The organism is Candidatus Edwardsbacteria bacterium RifOxyA12_full_54_48, assembly GCA_001777915.1.
Taxonomy (GTDB): domain Bacteria; phylum Edwardsbacteria; class AC1; order AC1; family EtOH8; genus UBA2226.
This window is the reverse complement of the sequence record MFFN01000004.1, coordinates 840214-857951: the sequence shown is the minus strand read 5'-3', so window position 1 is coordinate 857951 and position 17738 is coordinate 840214. Positions and strand designations below refer to the sequence as shown.

The window sequence follows — 17738 nt, the reverse complement described above, 5'->3', positions numbered from 1 at the left end:
CTGACTACTTTATTTTGACTTGCTTATTTATCGATGCTCCTCTTCCATTTCCGGTCGAACTCGTCCACCGACAGATTGAATGATGCCTTAAAAACCCCTTTAAAATCACCCCCCTGCCCCATCTGGTCCACAAACAGCCGGACCATATCCCATCCGTTGTCCTCGACCAGGAAACTTACCGCCGACAGGCTGGCCCGGTAGGCCTGCTGGGCATCCTCCCGCTCCAGGGTCATAAACGAACCTGACAGCTGGGATAACGGAAGGTAGGCGTGATCGACGGCCCGCTGTCCCTCCTGATATTGGGCCAGGCCCTCGTTGAACCATCCCGGAAATTTCCGGCCCCCGATCTCGAACAGCAGGGCATGGACGAACTCGTGGGTCAGCACCCTCTCCAGCACTTCCTGGGCCTCCCGGTAATTGGCCACCGGCACCCTGATCTTCCCGTCGAAGGCCGCCCCGGCCCAGGAGGCCAGGCTGGTGATGTCGGAGAACTGCTGGTTATTGTAGAGTATCACGCTGATGTTCCTTTGGGCCTGCCAGCCGAACAGCGCCCCCTGCCTGTCCCGGATGCCCTCCAGCATGAAAAGTACCTTATCGGCCATCTCCCGGTTCTCCCCGCCCTCGAACTTGATGTCGAAATACCCGGTCTGGCTGGACTCCAAGCCGTCCTCCCGGCGGCAGCGGTTGTCCAGGTCGCCCAACAGGCCGCTTATCGTCGAATCCCCGGGATTCAGGTCGTAGGCTTGGCCCAGGCAGGAAAGGCAGGAATCGTTCCTGCCGAGACCATACCAGGCCTCCGCTCGCAGGTACCAGAGGGCCGGTTTTTCCGGCATCAGTTTCAGGCCCCGGCCGGAGAGCTCCAGCGCCTCCTGATATTTTCCCTGATGAATCTGGCTGAGGCCGGAATTGAAATAGACCGCCTGGAGATTCTCCCCTATCAGCGAATCTTCCGGGGCCAGCCTCCGGGCTTTTTCCAGGAGCTTGAGGGCCCCGGGATATTCCTCCTGCCGGGAAAGCGCCACCCCCTGATTGGATAGTTCTATGGCCTCCTCAAGTCTGGCCCTCCGGCTCTGGAGCATTTCGAGATGCCCGTTTCCCTTGATGATGAAGACCAGCTCAACGGCGATCAGGACCAGAATTACGGTCCCGACCGCATTTTTGGGTTTTATCTCCATAATGTCGTCAATGTTGGGTTGCCAGTTAGGCTCCGATGACCTGGGGGTGGTTTCCTACCCTGTCCGGCGGGCCGTGAGTTATGTTCTATCAGCAGCATTGAGTGCTCAAAAGTTATAAACAAAATCTATGAAGGGGATCCCCGGAGTGACCATGTCCTCGCCCAGCACGTTGGCCAGGGCCAGGTCCACCGCCAGCCCCTCGCCGAAGAAACGAAAGCCGGCCGAGACCAGCGGCTGGTCCAGGCCGGGAAACAGCCAGTTCTCGGTGACAAAGGATACCCGGCGCGACAGGCGGTGCTCCCCGCCCACCATCACCATCGGCCGGTCGGCCATTTCATCTCCCGCAAAACCATAGCCCAGTCCGGCGGTGAAGCTGCGGTCGGGGCCGCCGTAGGTGCCGGCCCCGTAAAGGACCCCTACCGTCGAGGCCTCCTGGTCGAGATCGGGAAGCTTGATGATCAACGCCCCTCCTGCCAGATGGAATTTTTCGCTGACCGGCATCCCGACCTTGGGCATCAAGTAAATTATCTGGTTGCCGCCGCCCCCGGGAAACAGGGATATTCCGCCTCCCAGGGTGATGTTGTCGGTGAGGCCGAACACCACCTGGGGGAAGAAAATATAGGTGTCGGAAAAATAGCCCTGGCCTTTTTTAAGCATCTGGGCGGTCGGCCCGAAGAACAGCCGGGTGGCGTTGGGATTGGAGAACCAGTACTCGCCGTTTTTGATGGACTCCGCCGGGATCTCCTTGATCTCGGTGATCTTGACGATGGGAATGGTCATTGCCGTCACCGAGGTTTGCAACAGGATATTGACAGAATCGATTTGAATGATGCTTCCTACGTTGCTGGAGCCGTCTATGGTCTTGACTATCTGGATGAAGGTGGAATCCGCCATCCGCAGCCGGCCCTTGATCGGCTGCTGGGCCAGGCCCGGCGTGATCCAGAAGCAACACCCGGTCAAAAACAGCAGAGCAAAGGTGATCCTTTTAATAGGCATGTTTCCTACCTCTTTAAACGTTGAATATCTTGCGTCTTTCCCCGGAGGTCACCGGCTTTCGCTGCCCCGGCTTAAGGCCGCCCAACTGATAATTTCCGATACTGACCCGCACCAGCCGCAGGGTGGGATATCCTATGGCCGCCGTCATCCGGCGCACCTGGCGATTCTTGCCTTCGGTCAAAGCCATCTCCAGCCAGCAGGTGGGGATATTTTTGCGGAACCTGATAGGCGGGTCGCGTTCCTCCATCACCGGCTGGGGATCCAGGATCATGGCCTGGCAGCTAAGGGTCGGATGTCCCTTGATGGTTACCCCTTTTCGCAGTTTTAAAAGATCCTTCTCCCCGGGGATATTCTCCACCTGGACCCAGTAGGTGCGGGAATGGCCCTGCCGGGGATTCAATAGTTTGGCGTTCAGCTCGGCCTCGTCGGACAACAGCAGCAGGCCCTCGGAGTCGGCGTCCAGCCGCCCCAGGGGATAGACGTTCTTGGGGAAGCCGAACTTGGCCAGGGTCACATGGCGGGGATCGTCCGAAGTGAACTGCGACAGCACCCCGTATGGTTTGTTGAAAGCGATCAGCATAACTTTAACCCCTTCCTGTTCAGGAAAGCGGACATCCCGCCGGCCCAAACATTCATGCTACTCCCGGCTTTATCATTTGAACCTGACCACTCCGAAGTTCTTGGTCTGGTACGACCAGTCGTACATCCACAGGGCCGACTGGTTGTTGCGCTGCTGCTTGCGGCGGATGTTCATCCTCATCTCGGCTGCCTTGTTCAGCACCGGCAGGCCGATATCCTTTAATGGCACCCTCATCTCCAGCACCCATTCCCTTTCCCCGGCCTGGGCCTTGGCCTGGAAGCCGCCGTTCCATTTCTGGTCCAGATCGTCGCGGGTATTGTCTATCAGCTGGTCCCAGACGGTGGATGCCGGATTGACGTACATCTGGTAGACCGTGTCCTTATTGGCGGCGAACAGGAATCCGATGCAGTCGTCGTTGTACACCTGGTCGTCCCGGACGGTCTTGGCGGCCTTCAGCTGGGCCATGACGGTGTCCCGGCAGACCGCGGCGATATAAAGGTTCTCCCCATCGTGCATGAAGTAGACCTGGGTGGGATCGGCCGATGCCGGATTGCCGTCCCAGCCGCAGAAATCGGCTATCTTGCCGGCCCCCAGCCATTCATTCTTATCGAACCGGCCGTCGATGGCCGGAGATTTTTTGGCCCGGGGGCACTCCAGGATCCGGGTCACATTGGGGCTCATCTCCAGGTTATAAAATTTATCGCGCCCGAAGGGATAGGACATTTTCATCACCGGCAGGGGATACAGGGTTCCGGAGCCTTTGAACCTGAAGACGGACTTCAAGCTGTCGCCGGGGGCTATCTCCACCGGGATGCTGTTCTTGACAGCCTTCCAGTTCTGGCCGGTCTCCCATAAGATCTCGGTTTTTATAGGCTTGTCTGTGGGATTCTTGATCCTGACCTCGGCCTCCAGGGATGATAATTTTCTGCCCTCGATCAGTTCCGGCCCATCAACAAACACCGCCTTGGTGGGTATCTGATGGGCGAAGGTCTCCTCCTTAAGGCTGACGTGATCTAGATCAAAGGTATTGCCGGCCCGCACCAATGCCGGGCTGAATTTTCCGTCCTTGACGGTGACCCACAGGTACTGGTAGAAGCCGGCCAGGCTGATATTTTCCGAAGGGCCGATATCCGCCCCGGAGCTGCCCATCACCACGTAGCGGATGCCATCAATGACCTCCGAGGCATAATTGTGCCAGTGCCCGGCGAACACCGCCGTAACTTTGTATCTCTTGAACAGGTCGTGCAGCTTGTCCGGCTGTCCGGCCCCCACCCCCGCCGCCCAGAACGGCTTGTGCATGAAAATATAGATGCCGGATCTGTTCCTGAGCGATCTCAGGTCCTTCTCCAGCCACCTGATCTGGGCGGGATCCATCTTGTCCAGGGTCTCCACCAGTGAGTTGTCCATCACGATGAAATGGCTGTTCTGGTGATCGAAGGAATAATAGGGGTTGCGTCCGGTCTTTTTGATGAATATGCTGCGCACCTCGGGAGTGGTGATGTCGTGGTTGCCGGGGGTCAGGTACACCGGGCAGGAGAGCGCTTTTAACATCGGCAGGGTGGCATCCCAGTCCTTGACCGTCCCGGCCGAGTCAGCATAGCCCTGGATGAGATCTCCCACCGTCACCACCAGATCCGGCTTCATCCACTCGATATCCCTCAGCACCATCTCGAAGGCCTTTTGATTGGCTCCGCCGGTGCGGTCGGCCAGCACCACCAAACGGAAATTATCCCCGGGCCCGGCTGGCCTGGCCGTCCAGCCGTTTTGGATCAGAGCCGCCGCCAGAAGGGTTAGGATCATAACTATTTTCTTCATAATGCCTCCGATAGTTTTGATTGCTAATATATTTCGTGACAGGCAAGATCGACCCTCTTCTGATTTATCAGGGATGAGCCTGCCCTGAAATTTCATTTTTTATTGACTGCTGAAGCGGCAGGGCGGGATCCTCCCGCCCCAGCCGGGAATTGTTCAGCCGGTCGATGAGGAAAGAAACCAAAATGACCATTTTTTCATATTACTACAGGTTGCGTATTTCCGCAACCCAAAAATATAGTATTGGGCCTCTCTCCCTTTGGGGGAGAGGCCGGAGAGGGGTCCGTCTTTCTCGAGCTGACGTCACCAAAAAAGGCTGCCGGATGCCGGCAGCCCTTGGAATGGTTATTTTGACAGTCTCTTCAGCTCGCTCAGCCAGCTCTTGACCACCTCGAAGCTTCCCTGCCAGAATTCCGGCGAGGACATGTCCATGCCCACCTCCTTGATGATCCGGTCCGGACTCTGGGAGCCGCCGTAGGCCAGGATCTTCTCGATCTTGGGCACGAAGGGCTTGCCCTGGTCCTTGTACCGGGCGAACAGGGCCAGGGCCAAAAGCTCCCCGAAGTTGTAGGCGTAGCAGTAGAACGGGGTCTGGAAGATGTGCGGAATGTAGGACCACTCGCTGCGGAATTCCTCGGCCACCTCCACCGCCGAGCCCAGCTGGGAACGCAGCTGCTTGAGGTACAGGTCGCTCAGCTGGTCGGACTTGATGCCCTGGGTTATCCTTTGGTGGGCCTGGTTCTCGAACATCACGAAATAGGCCTGGCGGATGACCGTGGCGTAGGAGTCGCCCAGCTTCTCCAGCAGCATGGACCGGCGCTCCTTGTCGGATCTGGCCTGGCCCAGCAGTTTTTCGAACACCATCAGCTCGGAGATGGTGGAGGCCGTCTCGGCCAGCGGCAGGGTAGTGTGGGACGAGGTATAATAATGGTTCTGGGCGTACAGGTCGTGGACCCCATGCCCCAGCTCGTGGGCCAGGGTGGACACCGAGGAATTGTTGCCGGTGTAGTTGAGCAGGATGTAGGGGGTGACCCCCGGCGCGATGTCGGAGCAGAAGGCCCCGGTGTCCTTGGCCGGCCGGGGATGGCTGTCGATGTGATCGGCCTTGAAGATGGACTCGGCCTTGTCGGCAAAGCCCGGCGCGAAGTCGCGGAAGATCTCCAGCACCAGCTTTTTGGCCGCGGGCAGCGACATTTTTGACCTGGGGGCCTCCAGCGGGGCGTACAGGTCGTAGCGCCGCAGTTTCTTTATCTTCAGCAGTTTGGCCTTGTAACGGAAGAAATCCTGGTATATCCCCACGTTTTTTTGGCAGACCTCCAGCAGGGTGTTGATGGCCGCATCCGGCACCCGGTTGTAGAAGTTTCGCATGGAGATGGGGCCGGGGAAGTTCCTCAGCCGGGCGTCGTTGTCCCAATCCTTGGCCAGCGCCCGGTAGATGACGAACAGCTTGTCCTCGTTGTCATGGTAGGGTTTGAAGACGGCTTTATAGGCCGCCTCCCGCTCCGCTGCCTTGGCGCTGTAATAGTAATTGCGCACCTGGCCCTGGGTCTTGAATACCTTTGCCTTTCCGCCCCTGGGCTGGAATTTATACTCGAAGCTGTCGGTGACCAGGTTGTACATATCCACCAGGGCCTGGGAGCCGGTGACGCTCTTGCGGGTGATCAGCCTCTCCTCGCCCTGGCTTAAGGTGTGCTGGGCGGCCGCCCGGTTATAGTTGAATACGTACTCCAGATCCGGCAGTTCGGCGAACAGCCGGTTGGCGTTGAAGTCGTCCAGCTTCTCCAGGCCCTCCACCGTCAGCCCTTTAAGCCAGTGTTCCAGGGGAAGAAGGGCATCGGACAGTTTGATGCCCAGGTCCTGGGTGCGCGCTTTGTACAGTTTGGCGTCCTGTGACTTCAGGTCGGCATTCTCCCATAGCTCGCCGTAAGCAGAGATCTTCGACACCCTGGTCTTCAAATCCTCGCGGAATTCTATGACCTGCTTGAATTCGCCCAGCGACATCTGGGGCTTGAGCAGCTTTATCTGCTCCGCCATCCCGGCGATGTCCTTTTCGATCCCGGAATAGGTTTGGTCGAATTTTCCCTTGGCCACGATGTCGTTGAGGTTCCACTTTAATTCCTGCCCCGCCATAAACTGTCCTTCCATATATTTGGTGATGATGTTTACTGAATACTAGCGGATTACCAATTACTGATGACCCACAACTATTAACTACCGCCTACTCGATCGGCACCGATCGGGCCTGCCAGATCTGCTCGGCGTATTCCTTGATGGAACGGTCGCTGGAGAATTTCCCCATCCGGGCCACGTTGATGATGGCCTTCTGGGACCACTGGTCGGGATCGAGATAGGTCCGGCTGACCCGCTCCTGGCATTCCATATAGGAGGCGAAGTCGGCCAGCAGCAGATAGTAGTCGCCCTGCTTCAGCAGGCTGTCCACTATGGGCTTGAACAGCCCGGGATCATCCCGGCAGAAGAATCCGTCGTCCAGCTGGTCCAGCACCTCTTTGAGCTGGCCGTTGGAATGATACTGATTTTGGGGATCGTAGCCCCTGGCCCTTAACTGGGATACTTCCTCGGCCGTCAGCCCGAAGATGAAGATGTTGTCCTGGCCCACCTCCTCCATGATCTCGATGTTGGCCCCGTCCAGGGTGCCGATGGTCAGGGCCCCGTTCAGGGCGAACTTCATGTTGCCGGTGCCCGAGGCCTCCATCCCGGCGGTGGATATCTGCTCCGACAGCTCGGCGGCCGGCATGATCAGCTCGGCCAGCGACACCCCGTAGTTGGCCAGAAAGACCACCTTGAGCTTGTTGCCGATATCGGGGTCGCTGTTGACCCTGTCGGCCACGCAGTTGATGAGTTTGATAATCAGCTTGGCCATGAAATATCCGGGGGCCGCCTTGCCGCCGAAGATGACGGTGCGCGGCACCACCGGCGCTTTGGGGTCCTTCTTGATGCGGTTGTACTGGGCGATCACCCCCAGCACGTTCAGCAGCTGGCGCTTGTACTCGTGAAAACGCTTTACCTGGACGTCGAACAGGGAATTGACGTTGATCTCCTGCCCGTTGTGGGTCCGGATGTATTCCGCCAGCCGGATCTTGTTCTCCCGTTTGACCACCCGCCACCTTTCGCGGAACAGCGAGTCCCCGGCCAGCGGGGCCAGCTCCTTGAGCAGCGTCAGATCCTTGATCCACTCCGGCCCGATATGCTTGGTGATCAGCTCGGACAGCCCCGGGTTGCATTTCTTAAGCCAGCGGCGGGGGGTGATGCCGTTGGTCTTGTTGTTGAACTTGCCGGGGAAGAATTCGTTGAACTCCGGAAACACTATCTCCCTGAGGATCCGGGTGTGCAGTTCGGCCACCCCGTTCACCGAGAAGCATCCGGCGATGGCCAGGTGGGCCATCCGCACCTGGGGCTCGGGGCCGGACGAGATAATGGACATGGCTTGCTTCTTCTGCTCATCGCCCGGGTATTTTTCTCCCACCTCGTCCATCAGCCGGCGGTTGACCTCGCCTATGATCTGCCAATGACGGGGCAGCATCCGCTCGATCATGTCCACCGGCCAGTGCTCCAGGGCCTCCGGCAGCACGGTGTGGTTGGTGTAGGCGAACACCTGGCCGGTGATGTCCCAGGCCTCCTGCCACTCCATGCCCTCCTGGTCCATCAGCAGCCGCATCAGCTCCGGGATGGCGATGGCCGGGTGGGTGTCGTTGAGCTGAAAGACGGTCTTCTCGGGAAAGGCCGTCATGTCCGGCTGGGTCTTTTTATAGCGCCGGATGGCGTCCTGCAAAGTGGCCGAGACGAAGAAATACTGCTGCTTCAGGCGCAGCTCCTTGCCCTGGTAGACATTGTCGCTGGGATACAGCACCCGGGTGATGTTCTCCTTCTGGTTCTTGTCCTCCACCGCCGCCACGTAGTCCCCGCTGTTGAAATAACTGAGGTCGAACTCCCGGGTGGCCTTGGCCGACCACAGCCGCAGGGTGTTGACGGTGTCGTTGCCGTGGCCCGGCACCGGGGTGTCGTAGGCCATGGCCATCACCTCCTCGCCGTCCTGCCACCGGAAGCGGGGCCGGCCGTCGGGCCATTTGTCCACCTCCACCCGGCCGTAGAATTTCACCGGATACAGGTGCTCCGGCCGGGGCAGCTCCCAGGGATTCTGGTATCTCAGCCAGTTGTCCGGGGTCTCCACCTGGTAGCCGTTCTGGATCTTCTGGAAGAATATCCCGTACTCGTAGCGGATGCCGTAGCCGTAGGCCGGCAGGGCGTGAAAGGCCATCGAGTCCAGATAGCAGGCCGCCAGGCGGCCCAGGCCGCCGTTGCCCAGCCCGGCATCCCATTCGACGTCCATCATCTCCTCCAGGTCGAATCCCAGCTCCTCCAGGGCCTTGCGGCAGGCGAAATCCATCTCCAGGTTCATGATGGAATTTCCCAGGCTGCGGCCCATCAAAAATTCCAGCGACAGGTAGTAGACCCGCTTGGCGTCCACCTGGTAATACTTTTGCTGGGTCCGCACCCAGCGCTCCACCAGCCGGTCCCGGATGGCCAGGGCCAGGCTCAGATAGTAGTCTCGCTTGGTGGCCGAATACTTGTCCTTGGCCAGCGAGAAGGAGATGTGGTCCAGGAAGGATCTTTTGAGCGACTCCTTGTCGATCCCCTGGCGGGTCACCTCGTCGGATATTTTTATTTTCTTTTCCGGCATGGTCGATAAACTTAATTATAGGTTTGTAAAATGAATGCCTTGGATAAGAACGGACCTAACCCCTTCCCCTTCCCGATGCGGGAAGGGATTATGGATTCCCGATCAAGTCGGGAATGACACTACCGCCAGGAGGGCGGGGTCGGCACCAAAACCTTTTTCGTTCTTTTCGCGGGCAGATCCTTCGGATAGCCAGGCTGGCTTATCAACCTAAGGATTACGCTATCCTAAACCAAATCCATCAAATCAGCGTTCAATTAATCCCCCGCTTTGCCGAACAGGGCATCCTCGATGTTGTAGGTCCCCATCGACGGCGCGTTCATGAAACCGTGCCAGGCGGCCTCGGCGTATTTCCCGCTCTCCAGCACGTAATACAGCCACTGGTCCACGTAGCGGGGATCCTCCTGGACGAAGCCCGAGCCGATGTGCTCCAGCCACTCCTGGTTGAACTTCTCGTGGGCCCCCACCGGCGGGGCGATGATCACCGGCAGGCCCAGCGCGGTGTAGAACGACATCTCCGAGGGCTTGGTCCACAGGATGTCGGTGGTCCGCAGCTCCTGGTTGATCTGGGCGAAGTAGGCCCGCTTGTCCAGGGCGTAGACCACCTTGACCCCCGAGTTGGTCTGGGGATCGATGCCCAGGGCCTTCAACTCCCGGTTGAAATACGAGGCCACGTCCAGCCGGGTGCCGGCCACCAGGTTGATCCTGATCTCGCCGGCGCAGAGCTTCTTCTGCAGGGCCTTGACGATGGTGATGCCGATCTCGGTCTGGGCCCCGGCCCCCCCCACCAGATAGCACAGGGTCAGGGGATGGCTGCTCTTGGCCCTGGTCTCGCCCAGGTATTTCTTCAGCACCTCGTCGTAGGCAGTGATGAACTTTTTGTTGGGATCCAGGTTGGGCAGGCGCTCGGCCAGGTCCTTTTTCAGGACCTTCTGGTCCCGGCCCCCGGTGTTCTCCCGGGGCAGGGGGAAGCCGGTCATGATGATCCGGTCCTCGGGCACCCCGTACTGCCTTAAGCGGATGGCGGCGTGGCGCGAGGGGGTCAGGTATTTGATCCTGGTCTGGGCGGGCTTGTCCGTTACCCACACCCGGTTGATGTCGGTATCGGTGACTATGCAGTGGACGTCATCCAGCCCCAGGTAGTCGGCCGCCAGGGCCGGAATGAAATGGGTGGTGACCATGGGCAGTTTTTCCTTCTTGACGTAGTCGATCAGGCTGCTGCACAGCCCCCAGCGCTTGATCAGGCCCTTGACCCGGAGCACGGTCAGATTGGGCCGGGCGTTCACCTTGAAGGGATAGAACGGCGCGATGGCCTGCAGGCTGTCGTAGGCCCCGAAGATGAACTTGCCGATCCCGGGGATGGTCTTCAGCCGGGATACCGTCTCGTAGCCGATGCGGCTCCATTGCCAGATGCCCCGCTCCCGTTCCGAGATGATCTGGTCGTTGTTGGCGGTGATAATGCGCTCGTTGGCGATCTCGTTCAGGGGGTAGGCGGCCCGCTGGTGCCCGTAGCCCATGTCCACCGAGACCACCCAGGCCCGTTTGGCTTGATCCTTTGCCGGCATAAAAATTTATTAATGAATTTTTATTTGATATTGTCATTCCTGCGCAGGCAGGAATCCATAGCTTTAATCACCAAGACACCAAAATTTTTATCAATACAAACCTGTCACCCTGAGACCTCTTCCCGCCCGGCAGATTGAACGGGTGGGTAGGGAGCCGTCATTGAGAAAATGATTTTACCTGACAAGAGCCCGCACTGAGCATAACCCCTTGAATGGCTACCGAAGTGAAGCGATCCAGGGAACCCTTTCTCACACCAAGCACACAGAGAACACCGGGGCTTTTTACTTAATGCACGATTGTCACCCTGAGAATCCTTCCCGCCCGGCAGATTGAACGGGTGGGTAGGGAGCCGTCAGAGAGAGAGTAACGCAAAAACCGTATACTGTCTACCGTCGTATGCCCCACGCCAGTGATAATGTTACAATAATTAAGCCCGGACTGCAATAACAAAGTGGAGCATTTTTTTACTTTAAAAATGGGTATAAAAAGCCCCGCCTTCGGCGGGGCTTTTTCGCTTAAACTGCCTGATCCGAGATCACCTTACTATCAACAGTTTCTTGGTGGCGCTGAAGTTTCCGGCTGTCAGCCGGTAGAAGTAGACGCCGTTAGGCAAAGTATTGTCACTCCAATTGATCTGGTGATACCCCACCGGCTGGGCGCCCTGGTCGAATTTCTTGACCGCCTGGCCCACCACGTTGTAGACCGCCAGGCTGACCCTGGATTCCCTCGGCAGCTGGTACTTGAAAGTGGTCTGCCCCCTGGAGGGGTTGGGGTAGGCGTTGTTCAGGGCAAAGCTCCCGGGGATGATCGTGGCCGGCTGGCCGGCCACCCCGGTCAGCTCCAGGGCCTTGAAGCCATAGACGCTTGAGGCGGCGGTGTTCCAGCTGGAATCCCGGGCTATAACCCAGTAATCCACTGACACCGTGTCATATGCCCCCAAAACCTGCGCCGGGATCACGGCCTCAAAGGTATCGGCCGACACAAAAGACATGTCCAGGGTATCCGCCGTTCCGCCGTTGATCTGATACAGCAGCTTGACGTGCGACAACAGCTGGTTGTCGCTTACCACCGCCTTGATGGTGTAAGGACCGTAGGGGGCGATGGCGTCGTCGCCCAGCGAGTCGACATAGGAGATCACCGGGGGCTCGGCCTCGATGTGCTGCAGGTCCCAGTCGGTCAGCTTGGCGTAGATATCGTATCCCTTCATCCGGCGGTTGTCGTCCCAGCTGAACAGTATCCGCTGGTTGGTGCTGGCTATCCGCTTGCCGCCCCAGAAATACCGGTTAGAAATTGTACTGCCGTTGACCACCACGTTGCCGCCGGCCGCCACCCCGTCCACGTATTTCTGGGCCATTATCTGGGCCAGGTTTTCGTTGGGATCGTTCCGGTAGTCCTCCCAGCCGATCACCATATTGTGTCCGTCCGGAGACAGGGCCACGCTGGGATAATATTGGTTATTCCCGCTGGCATTGTCGTTCACCAGGAAGTTGCCGCCCAGGGTGTCGCCGTTGGCATTGAAAAGCTGGGCGTAGATGTCCCAGTCGCCGTTGCGGTCGTCATGCCAAGTGATAACGAACCCGCTGTCCGCCATGGCCACGCTGGGATCGTATTGGGAACCGCCGCCGTCGTCCACCAGGAAGTTGCCGCCCACGGTGTCCCCGTTGGCCTTGTATAGCTGGGCGTAAATATCGGCGTTGCCATTACGGTAGTCATACCAGGTGACCACGAACCCGTTGGCGTTGGATGCTATTCTGGGGTTATATTGGGAATTTCCGCCATCATCCACCAAGAAGTTTCCTCCGATGGTGTCGCCGTTGGCCTTGTAAAGCTGGGCGTAGATGTCGTCATTGCCGTTGCGGTGGTCCCACCAGGTGATCACGAAGCCGCTGTCGCTGGCCGCCACGTCGGGACTATATCCGTAGCTGCTGCTGACGTCTCTGACCTCAAAGTTGCCTCCCACCGGCGCCCCGGCCGAATCGAACAGTTGGGCATAGATCTGGCCGTTCCCGCCGAAGTCGTAGCCGCCCCAGGCCACCACAAACCCTCCACCCGGCAAAAAGGCCACCCGGGGATCGTAGCCATAGCGATTGAAGGTGCCCGTGGTATCGTTGATGATGAAGTTGGAGCCCACCGGATTTCCAGCCGCGTCGTAGCTCTGGCCGTAAATGTCCTCGGTGTTCCAGGTGCCATCATCGTTACGCAGATCATACCACACCGCCACCGAGTTGCCGGAGGCGTCCATGGCCACCGAGGCGTCCCACTGGTCGGCGGTTCCGGTGTCGTTGTTGGCCATGAAATTAGTTCCCAATGCCGAGCCTGCCGCGTCATAGCGCTGGCAGAATATGTCGTAGTACCCGCTGGGGTTGTAGCGGGTATCGTACCAGACCACTGCAAACCCGCTGTCATTGGCCGTCACGCTGGGATCGTAGCAGTAGATGGAGGTGGTGTCATTCACTATGAAGTTGCCGCCCAGGGCCGAGCCTGCCGGATCATAGCGCTGGGCGTAGGTATCGTAGTAGCTGCCGCTGCGGTAGTCGTACCAGGCAATCACGAACCCGCTGTCGCTGGCCGCCACATTGGAAGCGCCCCAGGTGTATTGGTCGTTGCCGGTGCCGTCATCGTTCACCAAAAAGTTGCCGCCCACTGAGTCGCCGTTGGGATTGTAAAGCTGGGCGTAGATGTCAGCGTCCCCGTTGCGATAATCATACCAGGCGATCATGAACCCGCTGTCGTTGGCCGCCACGCTGGGGCACCACGTATCATTGCTCCCGCCGTCGTTCACTAAAAAGTTGCCGCCCAGGGTGTCGCCATCGGCATTAAAGCGCTGGGCGTAGATTTCCAAGACGCTGCCGGTGCGGTAATCATCCCAGGTGATCACGAAGCCGCTGTCGCTGAGGGCCACGCTGGGATAATACTGGTCGTAGCCCGACACATCGTCATTTACCAGGAAGTTGGAGCCCAAAGCCGCACCCGAGGCATCATAGCGCTGGGCGTAGATGTCGTAGTCGTTGTCGTTGCGATAGTCTTCCCAGGTTATGATGAACCCGCTGTCGTTGGCCGCCACGCAGGGATAATCCTGGTCGTAGCCTGACGCGTCGTCGTTCACTAAAAAGTTTACGCCCAAGGCTGAGCCTGTCGAGCTATAGCGCTGGGCATAGATGTCGTAGCCGTTTCCGTTGCGGTAGTCATACCAGGTCACCACAAAGCCGTTGCCGCAGGCGGCGATGGACGGTTCATAAGCGGAACAACCGTTGAGTTCGTTGATCAGGAAATCCTCCCCCGCCGGGTTGCCTGAAGCGTCAAAAAGGCGGCCGAATATCTGGTAGTCATAGTCGTTACGGTAGTCGTACCAAACCACCATCATCTCCCCGGTGGGCAGCAGGGCCGCCTTGGGGTCGTACTGGTAGCCGGCGGAGTAGCCGATGCCGGTGATGTCGTCATTCACCAGAAAATCGTCCTTGACCAGGCCCTTGATGCCCGGCCGGGGCTGGGCTTTTCCGAACTTGGCCGAGTTGGCCTTTGATGTTTTGGAGAGGTCCGTCCGTCCGGGCATCCGGGAACGGCCCGGTTGCTGCCTCATCTTTACCGGCTGCTGTTTCTGTGCCTGGGGCCCTTTGTGCCGCAGGTGCGGCGGCAGGGGCTTGTCCGACGAAGCCTTGGCGTAGTCGGGTCTGCCATCGGCGCCCGGTTCGGGTTTGGCCCAGGCCAGGCCGGCCATCAGGACCAGCGATAGAACCAACATTGCTTTCCTTGACATACGCTCCTTATTTGTGGTTTTGGTTTATGAATTATTTATATGTTTACTAACAAACGGGGTTCATTTTATCAAATCCCCGGCCCCTTTACAACTAAAATATGTCAGGCCCATTAACCAGACCGGAGCGAATATAAAAAGCCCCGCCTGAAGCGGGGCTTTATCGCTTAAACTGCCTTGATCCGAGTTTACCTGACTATCAACAGTTTCTTTGTCGCGCTGAACTCCCCGGCTTGTCCGCCGGAGCCTTGGCATAGGCGGGCCTGCAGCCGGTAGAAGTAGATGCCGTTGGGCAGGGTATTGTCGCTCCATTTGATCTGGTGATACCCGGCCGGCTTGGTCCCCTGGTCGAACCGCTTGACCGCCTGGCCCACCACGTTGTAGACCGTCAGGCTGACCCTGCTCTCCTTCGGCAGCTGATACCTGATGGTTGTCCGATCCTTGATGGGATTGGGCCAGTTCTGCTCCAGCCGCAAAACCAGAGGCTTTCCGCCGTCGGCCGGCCGGCCCTCCACCCCGTAGGCGGTGGAGTCGATCCGGTACACCGGGTAGACCAGCATATTGCCGGCGAACGGCGTGCCCAGCCCCAGATTGTTGCTGGTGGCGGCCTGCATCTCCAGGGGCACGAAGGTTACAAAGTTCTCCCCCCAGATCAGCGAATCGCCCCAGTTGAAATTAAAGCCGATGGAGTCCGACGAGGTGCTGTCGAAGGGGCCCGCCGCCCACTTCCATGGAGTAAGATTAGGCAGGCAGTCGTTGATCACGCCCATCAGGTGGGTCGCATCGGGGCTCCACCGGTTGACCGCCCGACCGTGGAGGTACGGCTGGGACAGGCCGGTGAAGTGCGATACCGCCGGGTCCATCACCGCCCGCACCCCGGTGTCTTGGAACGGGGCGGCATCGATCACCGTCACGGTGTGGCCGCCGTTGTTCACCGCATAGATCATGTTGGTCACCGGGTTCACCGCCAGGGCGCAGGGAAAGTCCCCGGCGGGGATGGCATGGGTCGAGTTGGTGGCCCCGTCGATCACCGTCAGGCTGTCGTTGCCGCCGGTGGCTACGTAGATCGTGTTGGTCAGCGGGTTGACCGCCACGTCATAGGGCGACGGTCCGGTGGCCACCGTCGTGGTTCCGTTGGTGGCCCCGTCGATCACCGTGACGCTGGCGCTGCCTTCGTTGGCCACGTAGATCCTGTCCGTCAGCGGGTTGACCGCCACCGCCCGGGGTTTGGCACCCACGGTCACGGTGGCGGTGTCGTTGCCGGGACCGCTGATCACCGTCACGCTGGTGTCGTAGTAGTTGGCCACGTAGGCCCGGTTGGTCAGCGGGTTCACCGCCACCGCCAGGGGATTGGCCCCCGCCCATACGGTGGCGGTGCCGTTGGTGGCCCCGTCGATCACCGTCACGTTGTTGTTGCCGTAGTTTGCCACGTAGATCCTGTTGGTGGCCGGGTTCACCGCCAGGGCGTAGGGTCCCGCCGCCGTGGCCACAGTGGCGGTGTCGTTGCTCGTCCCGTCGATGACGGTGACGGAATTGCCGCCGCTGTTGGCGACATAGATCCGGTTGGTCACCGGGTTCACCGCCACCGCCCGGGGGGTGGACCGGACGGGCACCGTGGTGGTTCCGCCGGTGGCCCCGTCGATCACCGTCACGGTAAAGCTCATGAAGTTCGCCACATAGGCCTTGTTGCTTACCGGGTTCACCGCCACCGCCCAGGGGCTGTCCCCGGCCGCCACCAGCGTGGTGTCGCCGGTGGCCCCGTCGATCACCGTGACGTTGTCGCTGTTGGTGTTGGTCACGTAGATCGTGTTGGTCACCGGGTTGACCGCCGCATCATTGGGGATGGAGGGGAAGGTTCCCGAGGCCACGGTGGCGGTGGCGTAGTCGCCGCCGTCGATCACGGTGACGGTATTGCCCCCGCTGTTCGGCACGTAGATCTTGTTTGTCACCGGATTGACGGCCAGGGCCAAATGCTCATAGCCTGCGGTCAATGTAGTGGTCCCGTTGGTGGCGCCGTCGATCACCGTGACGCTGTCGTTGTAGAAATTGGCGACATAGACTTTATTCGTTATGGGGTTCACTGCCAAAGCCTCGGGATTGCCAGTAACTTTTACATTCACCGTCGCATTGGTGGCACCATCGATCACGGTAACGCTGGCGCTGTTCCTGTTGGCCACGTATATCTTATTGGTTACCGGGTTCACCGCCACGGCGCTTGGCAGATCCTCGGCCGGTACGGTTACCGTATCATTGGTGGCGCCATCGATCACGGTAACGCTGGCATCCGACCAGTTGGACACGTAGATCTTGTTGGTGGCCGGGTTTATTGCAACGGAATGAGGGTTCACCCCCACTTCCACCGTAACCGTATCGTTGGTGACGCCATCGATGACCTTAACGTTTAACAAAGTCACCAGATATATCTTGTTGGTCACCGGATTTACCGCAACTGCATTTGAGATGAAGGTCCCTGTTCTCACAAGGGTTGTATCATTGGTGGCGCCATCGATCACCGTAATGCTCGTATCAAGGGACCAGTTGGCGACATAAATTTTATTGGTCACCGGGTTCACCGCCAAAGCGACCGGGGTTGTTCCCACCGTGACCGAGGCGGTGTCATTGGTATCCCCGTTTATCACTATGACATAGTTGCTGTCACAACAGGCCACGTATATCTTGTTGGTTACCGGGTTCACCGCCACGGCCCGGGGCGTAGGCAGTGGCAAGTTCCCCAGAGCCACGGTTGCCGTCGTGTTTGTGGCACCGTCGATTACCGTGATGCTTCCGCTGCTCCTATTAGCCACATAGATTTTATTGGTCGCCGGATTTATCGCTATGGCTTCGGGCTGGCTTTCCGTTGGCACCGTGGCCGTCACCCAGTCGGCCCGGGCCGGACCGGCCAGGAACAAAAAAGCCCCCAGCACCATCAGGACTGCGGACAAGGTCTTCTTCATCTCATTATCTCCCACATTATTATTGTGATGATATTGTTCAGGCCCGATGATGATAGGTTAAAAGTATTCTACTATTGATCGCCCCCGGTGTCAAACAAAAAACCCGGCACATTCCCCACGAAACATCTTTTTAGATCATTTAGTGTTTTTTAGCGGGCAGGGTCCTGGCACCTTCCCCACGAAACACACGAAATTGCACGAAACA

At 58.7% G+C, this 17738-nt stretch carries 9 protein-coding genes; all 9 read right to left on the bottom strand.

The window, feature by feature from the left end; all coding sequences use genetic code 11:
• Positions 1–23: 23 nt before the first annotated feature.
• Positions 24–1175 carry a hypothetical protein gene (locus A2273_05465; protein OGF07909.1) on the bottom strand — a complete coding sequence of 384 codons (1152 nt, stop codon included), beginning with the start codon at positions 1173–1175 and terminating at the stop codon, positions 24–26.
• A gap of 105 nt (positions 1176–1280) precedes the next feature.
• On the bottom strand, positions 1281–2171 hold the full coding sequence (locus tag A2273_05460; GenBank protein ID OGF07908.1) for a hypothetical protein: 891 nt from the start codon (positions 2169–2171) through the stop codon (positions 1281–1283).
• Positions 2172–2184: 13 nt separating this feature from the next.
• A complete protein-coding gene (locus tag A2273_05455) occupies positions 2185–2751 on the bottom strand; it encodes a pseudouridine synthase (protein ID OGF07907.1) in 567 nt (188 codons plus the stop codon).
• Between the two features lie 72 nt (positions 2752–2823).
• On the bottom strand, positions 2824–4566 hold the full coding sequence (locus tag A2273_05450) for a hypothetical protein (GenBank protein ID OGF07906.1): 1743 nt from the start codon (positions 4564–4566) through the stop codon (positions 2824–2826).
• Positions 4567–4908: 342 nt separating this feature from the next.
• Positions 4909–6693 carry a hypothetical protein gene (locus tag A2273_05445; protein ID OGF07905.1) on the bottom strand — a complete coding sequence of 595 codons (1785 nt, stop codon included), beginning with the start codon at positions 6691–6693 and terminating at the stop codon, positions 4909–4911.
• Positions 6694–6781: 88 nt separating this feature from the next.
• Positions 6782–9262 (bottom strand): glycogen phosphorylase, encoded by a 2481-nt coding sequence (locus A2273_05440; protein ID OGF07904.1) that lies wholly within the window; start codon positions 9260–9262, stop codon positions 6782–6784.
• A gap of 254 nt (positions 9263–9516) precedes the next feature.
• Entirely contained in the window at positions 9517–10824 is a 1308-nt protein-coding gene (locus A2273_05435; protein ID OGF07903.1) for a hypothetical protein, read from the bottom strand.
• 536 nt (positions 10825–11360) lie between these two features.
• On the bottom strand, positions 11361–14567 hold the full coding sequence (locus A2273_05430) for a hypothetical protein (protein OGF07902.1): 3207 nt from the start codon (positions 14565–14567) through the stop codon (positions 11361–11363).
• A 200-nt stretch (positions 14568–14767) separates the two neighbouring features.
• Entirely contained in the window at positions 14768–17533 is a 2766-nt protein-coding gene (locus tag A2273_05425; GenBank protein OGF07901.1) for a hypothetical protein, read from the bottom strand.
• Positions 17534–17738: the final 205 nt, after the last annotated feature.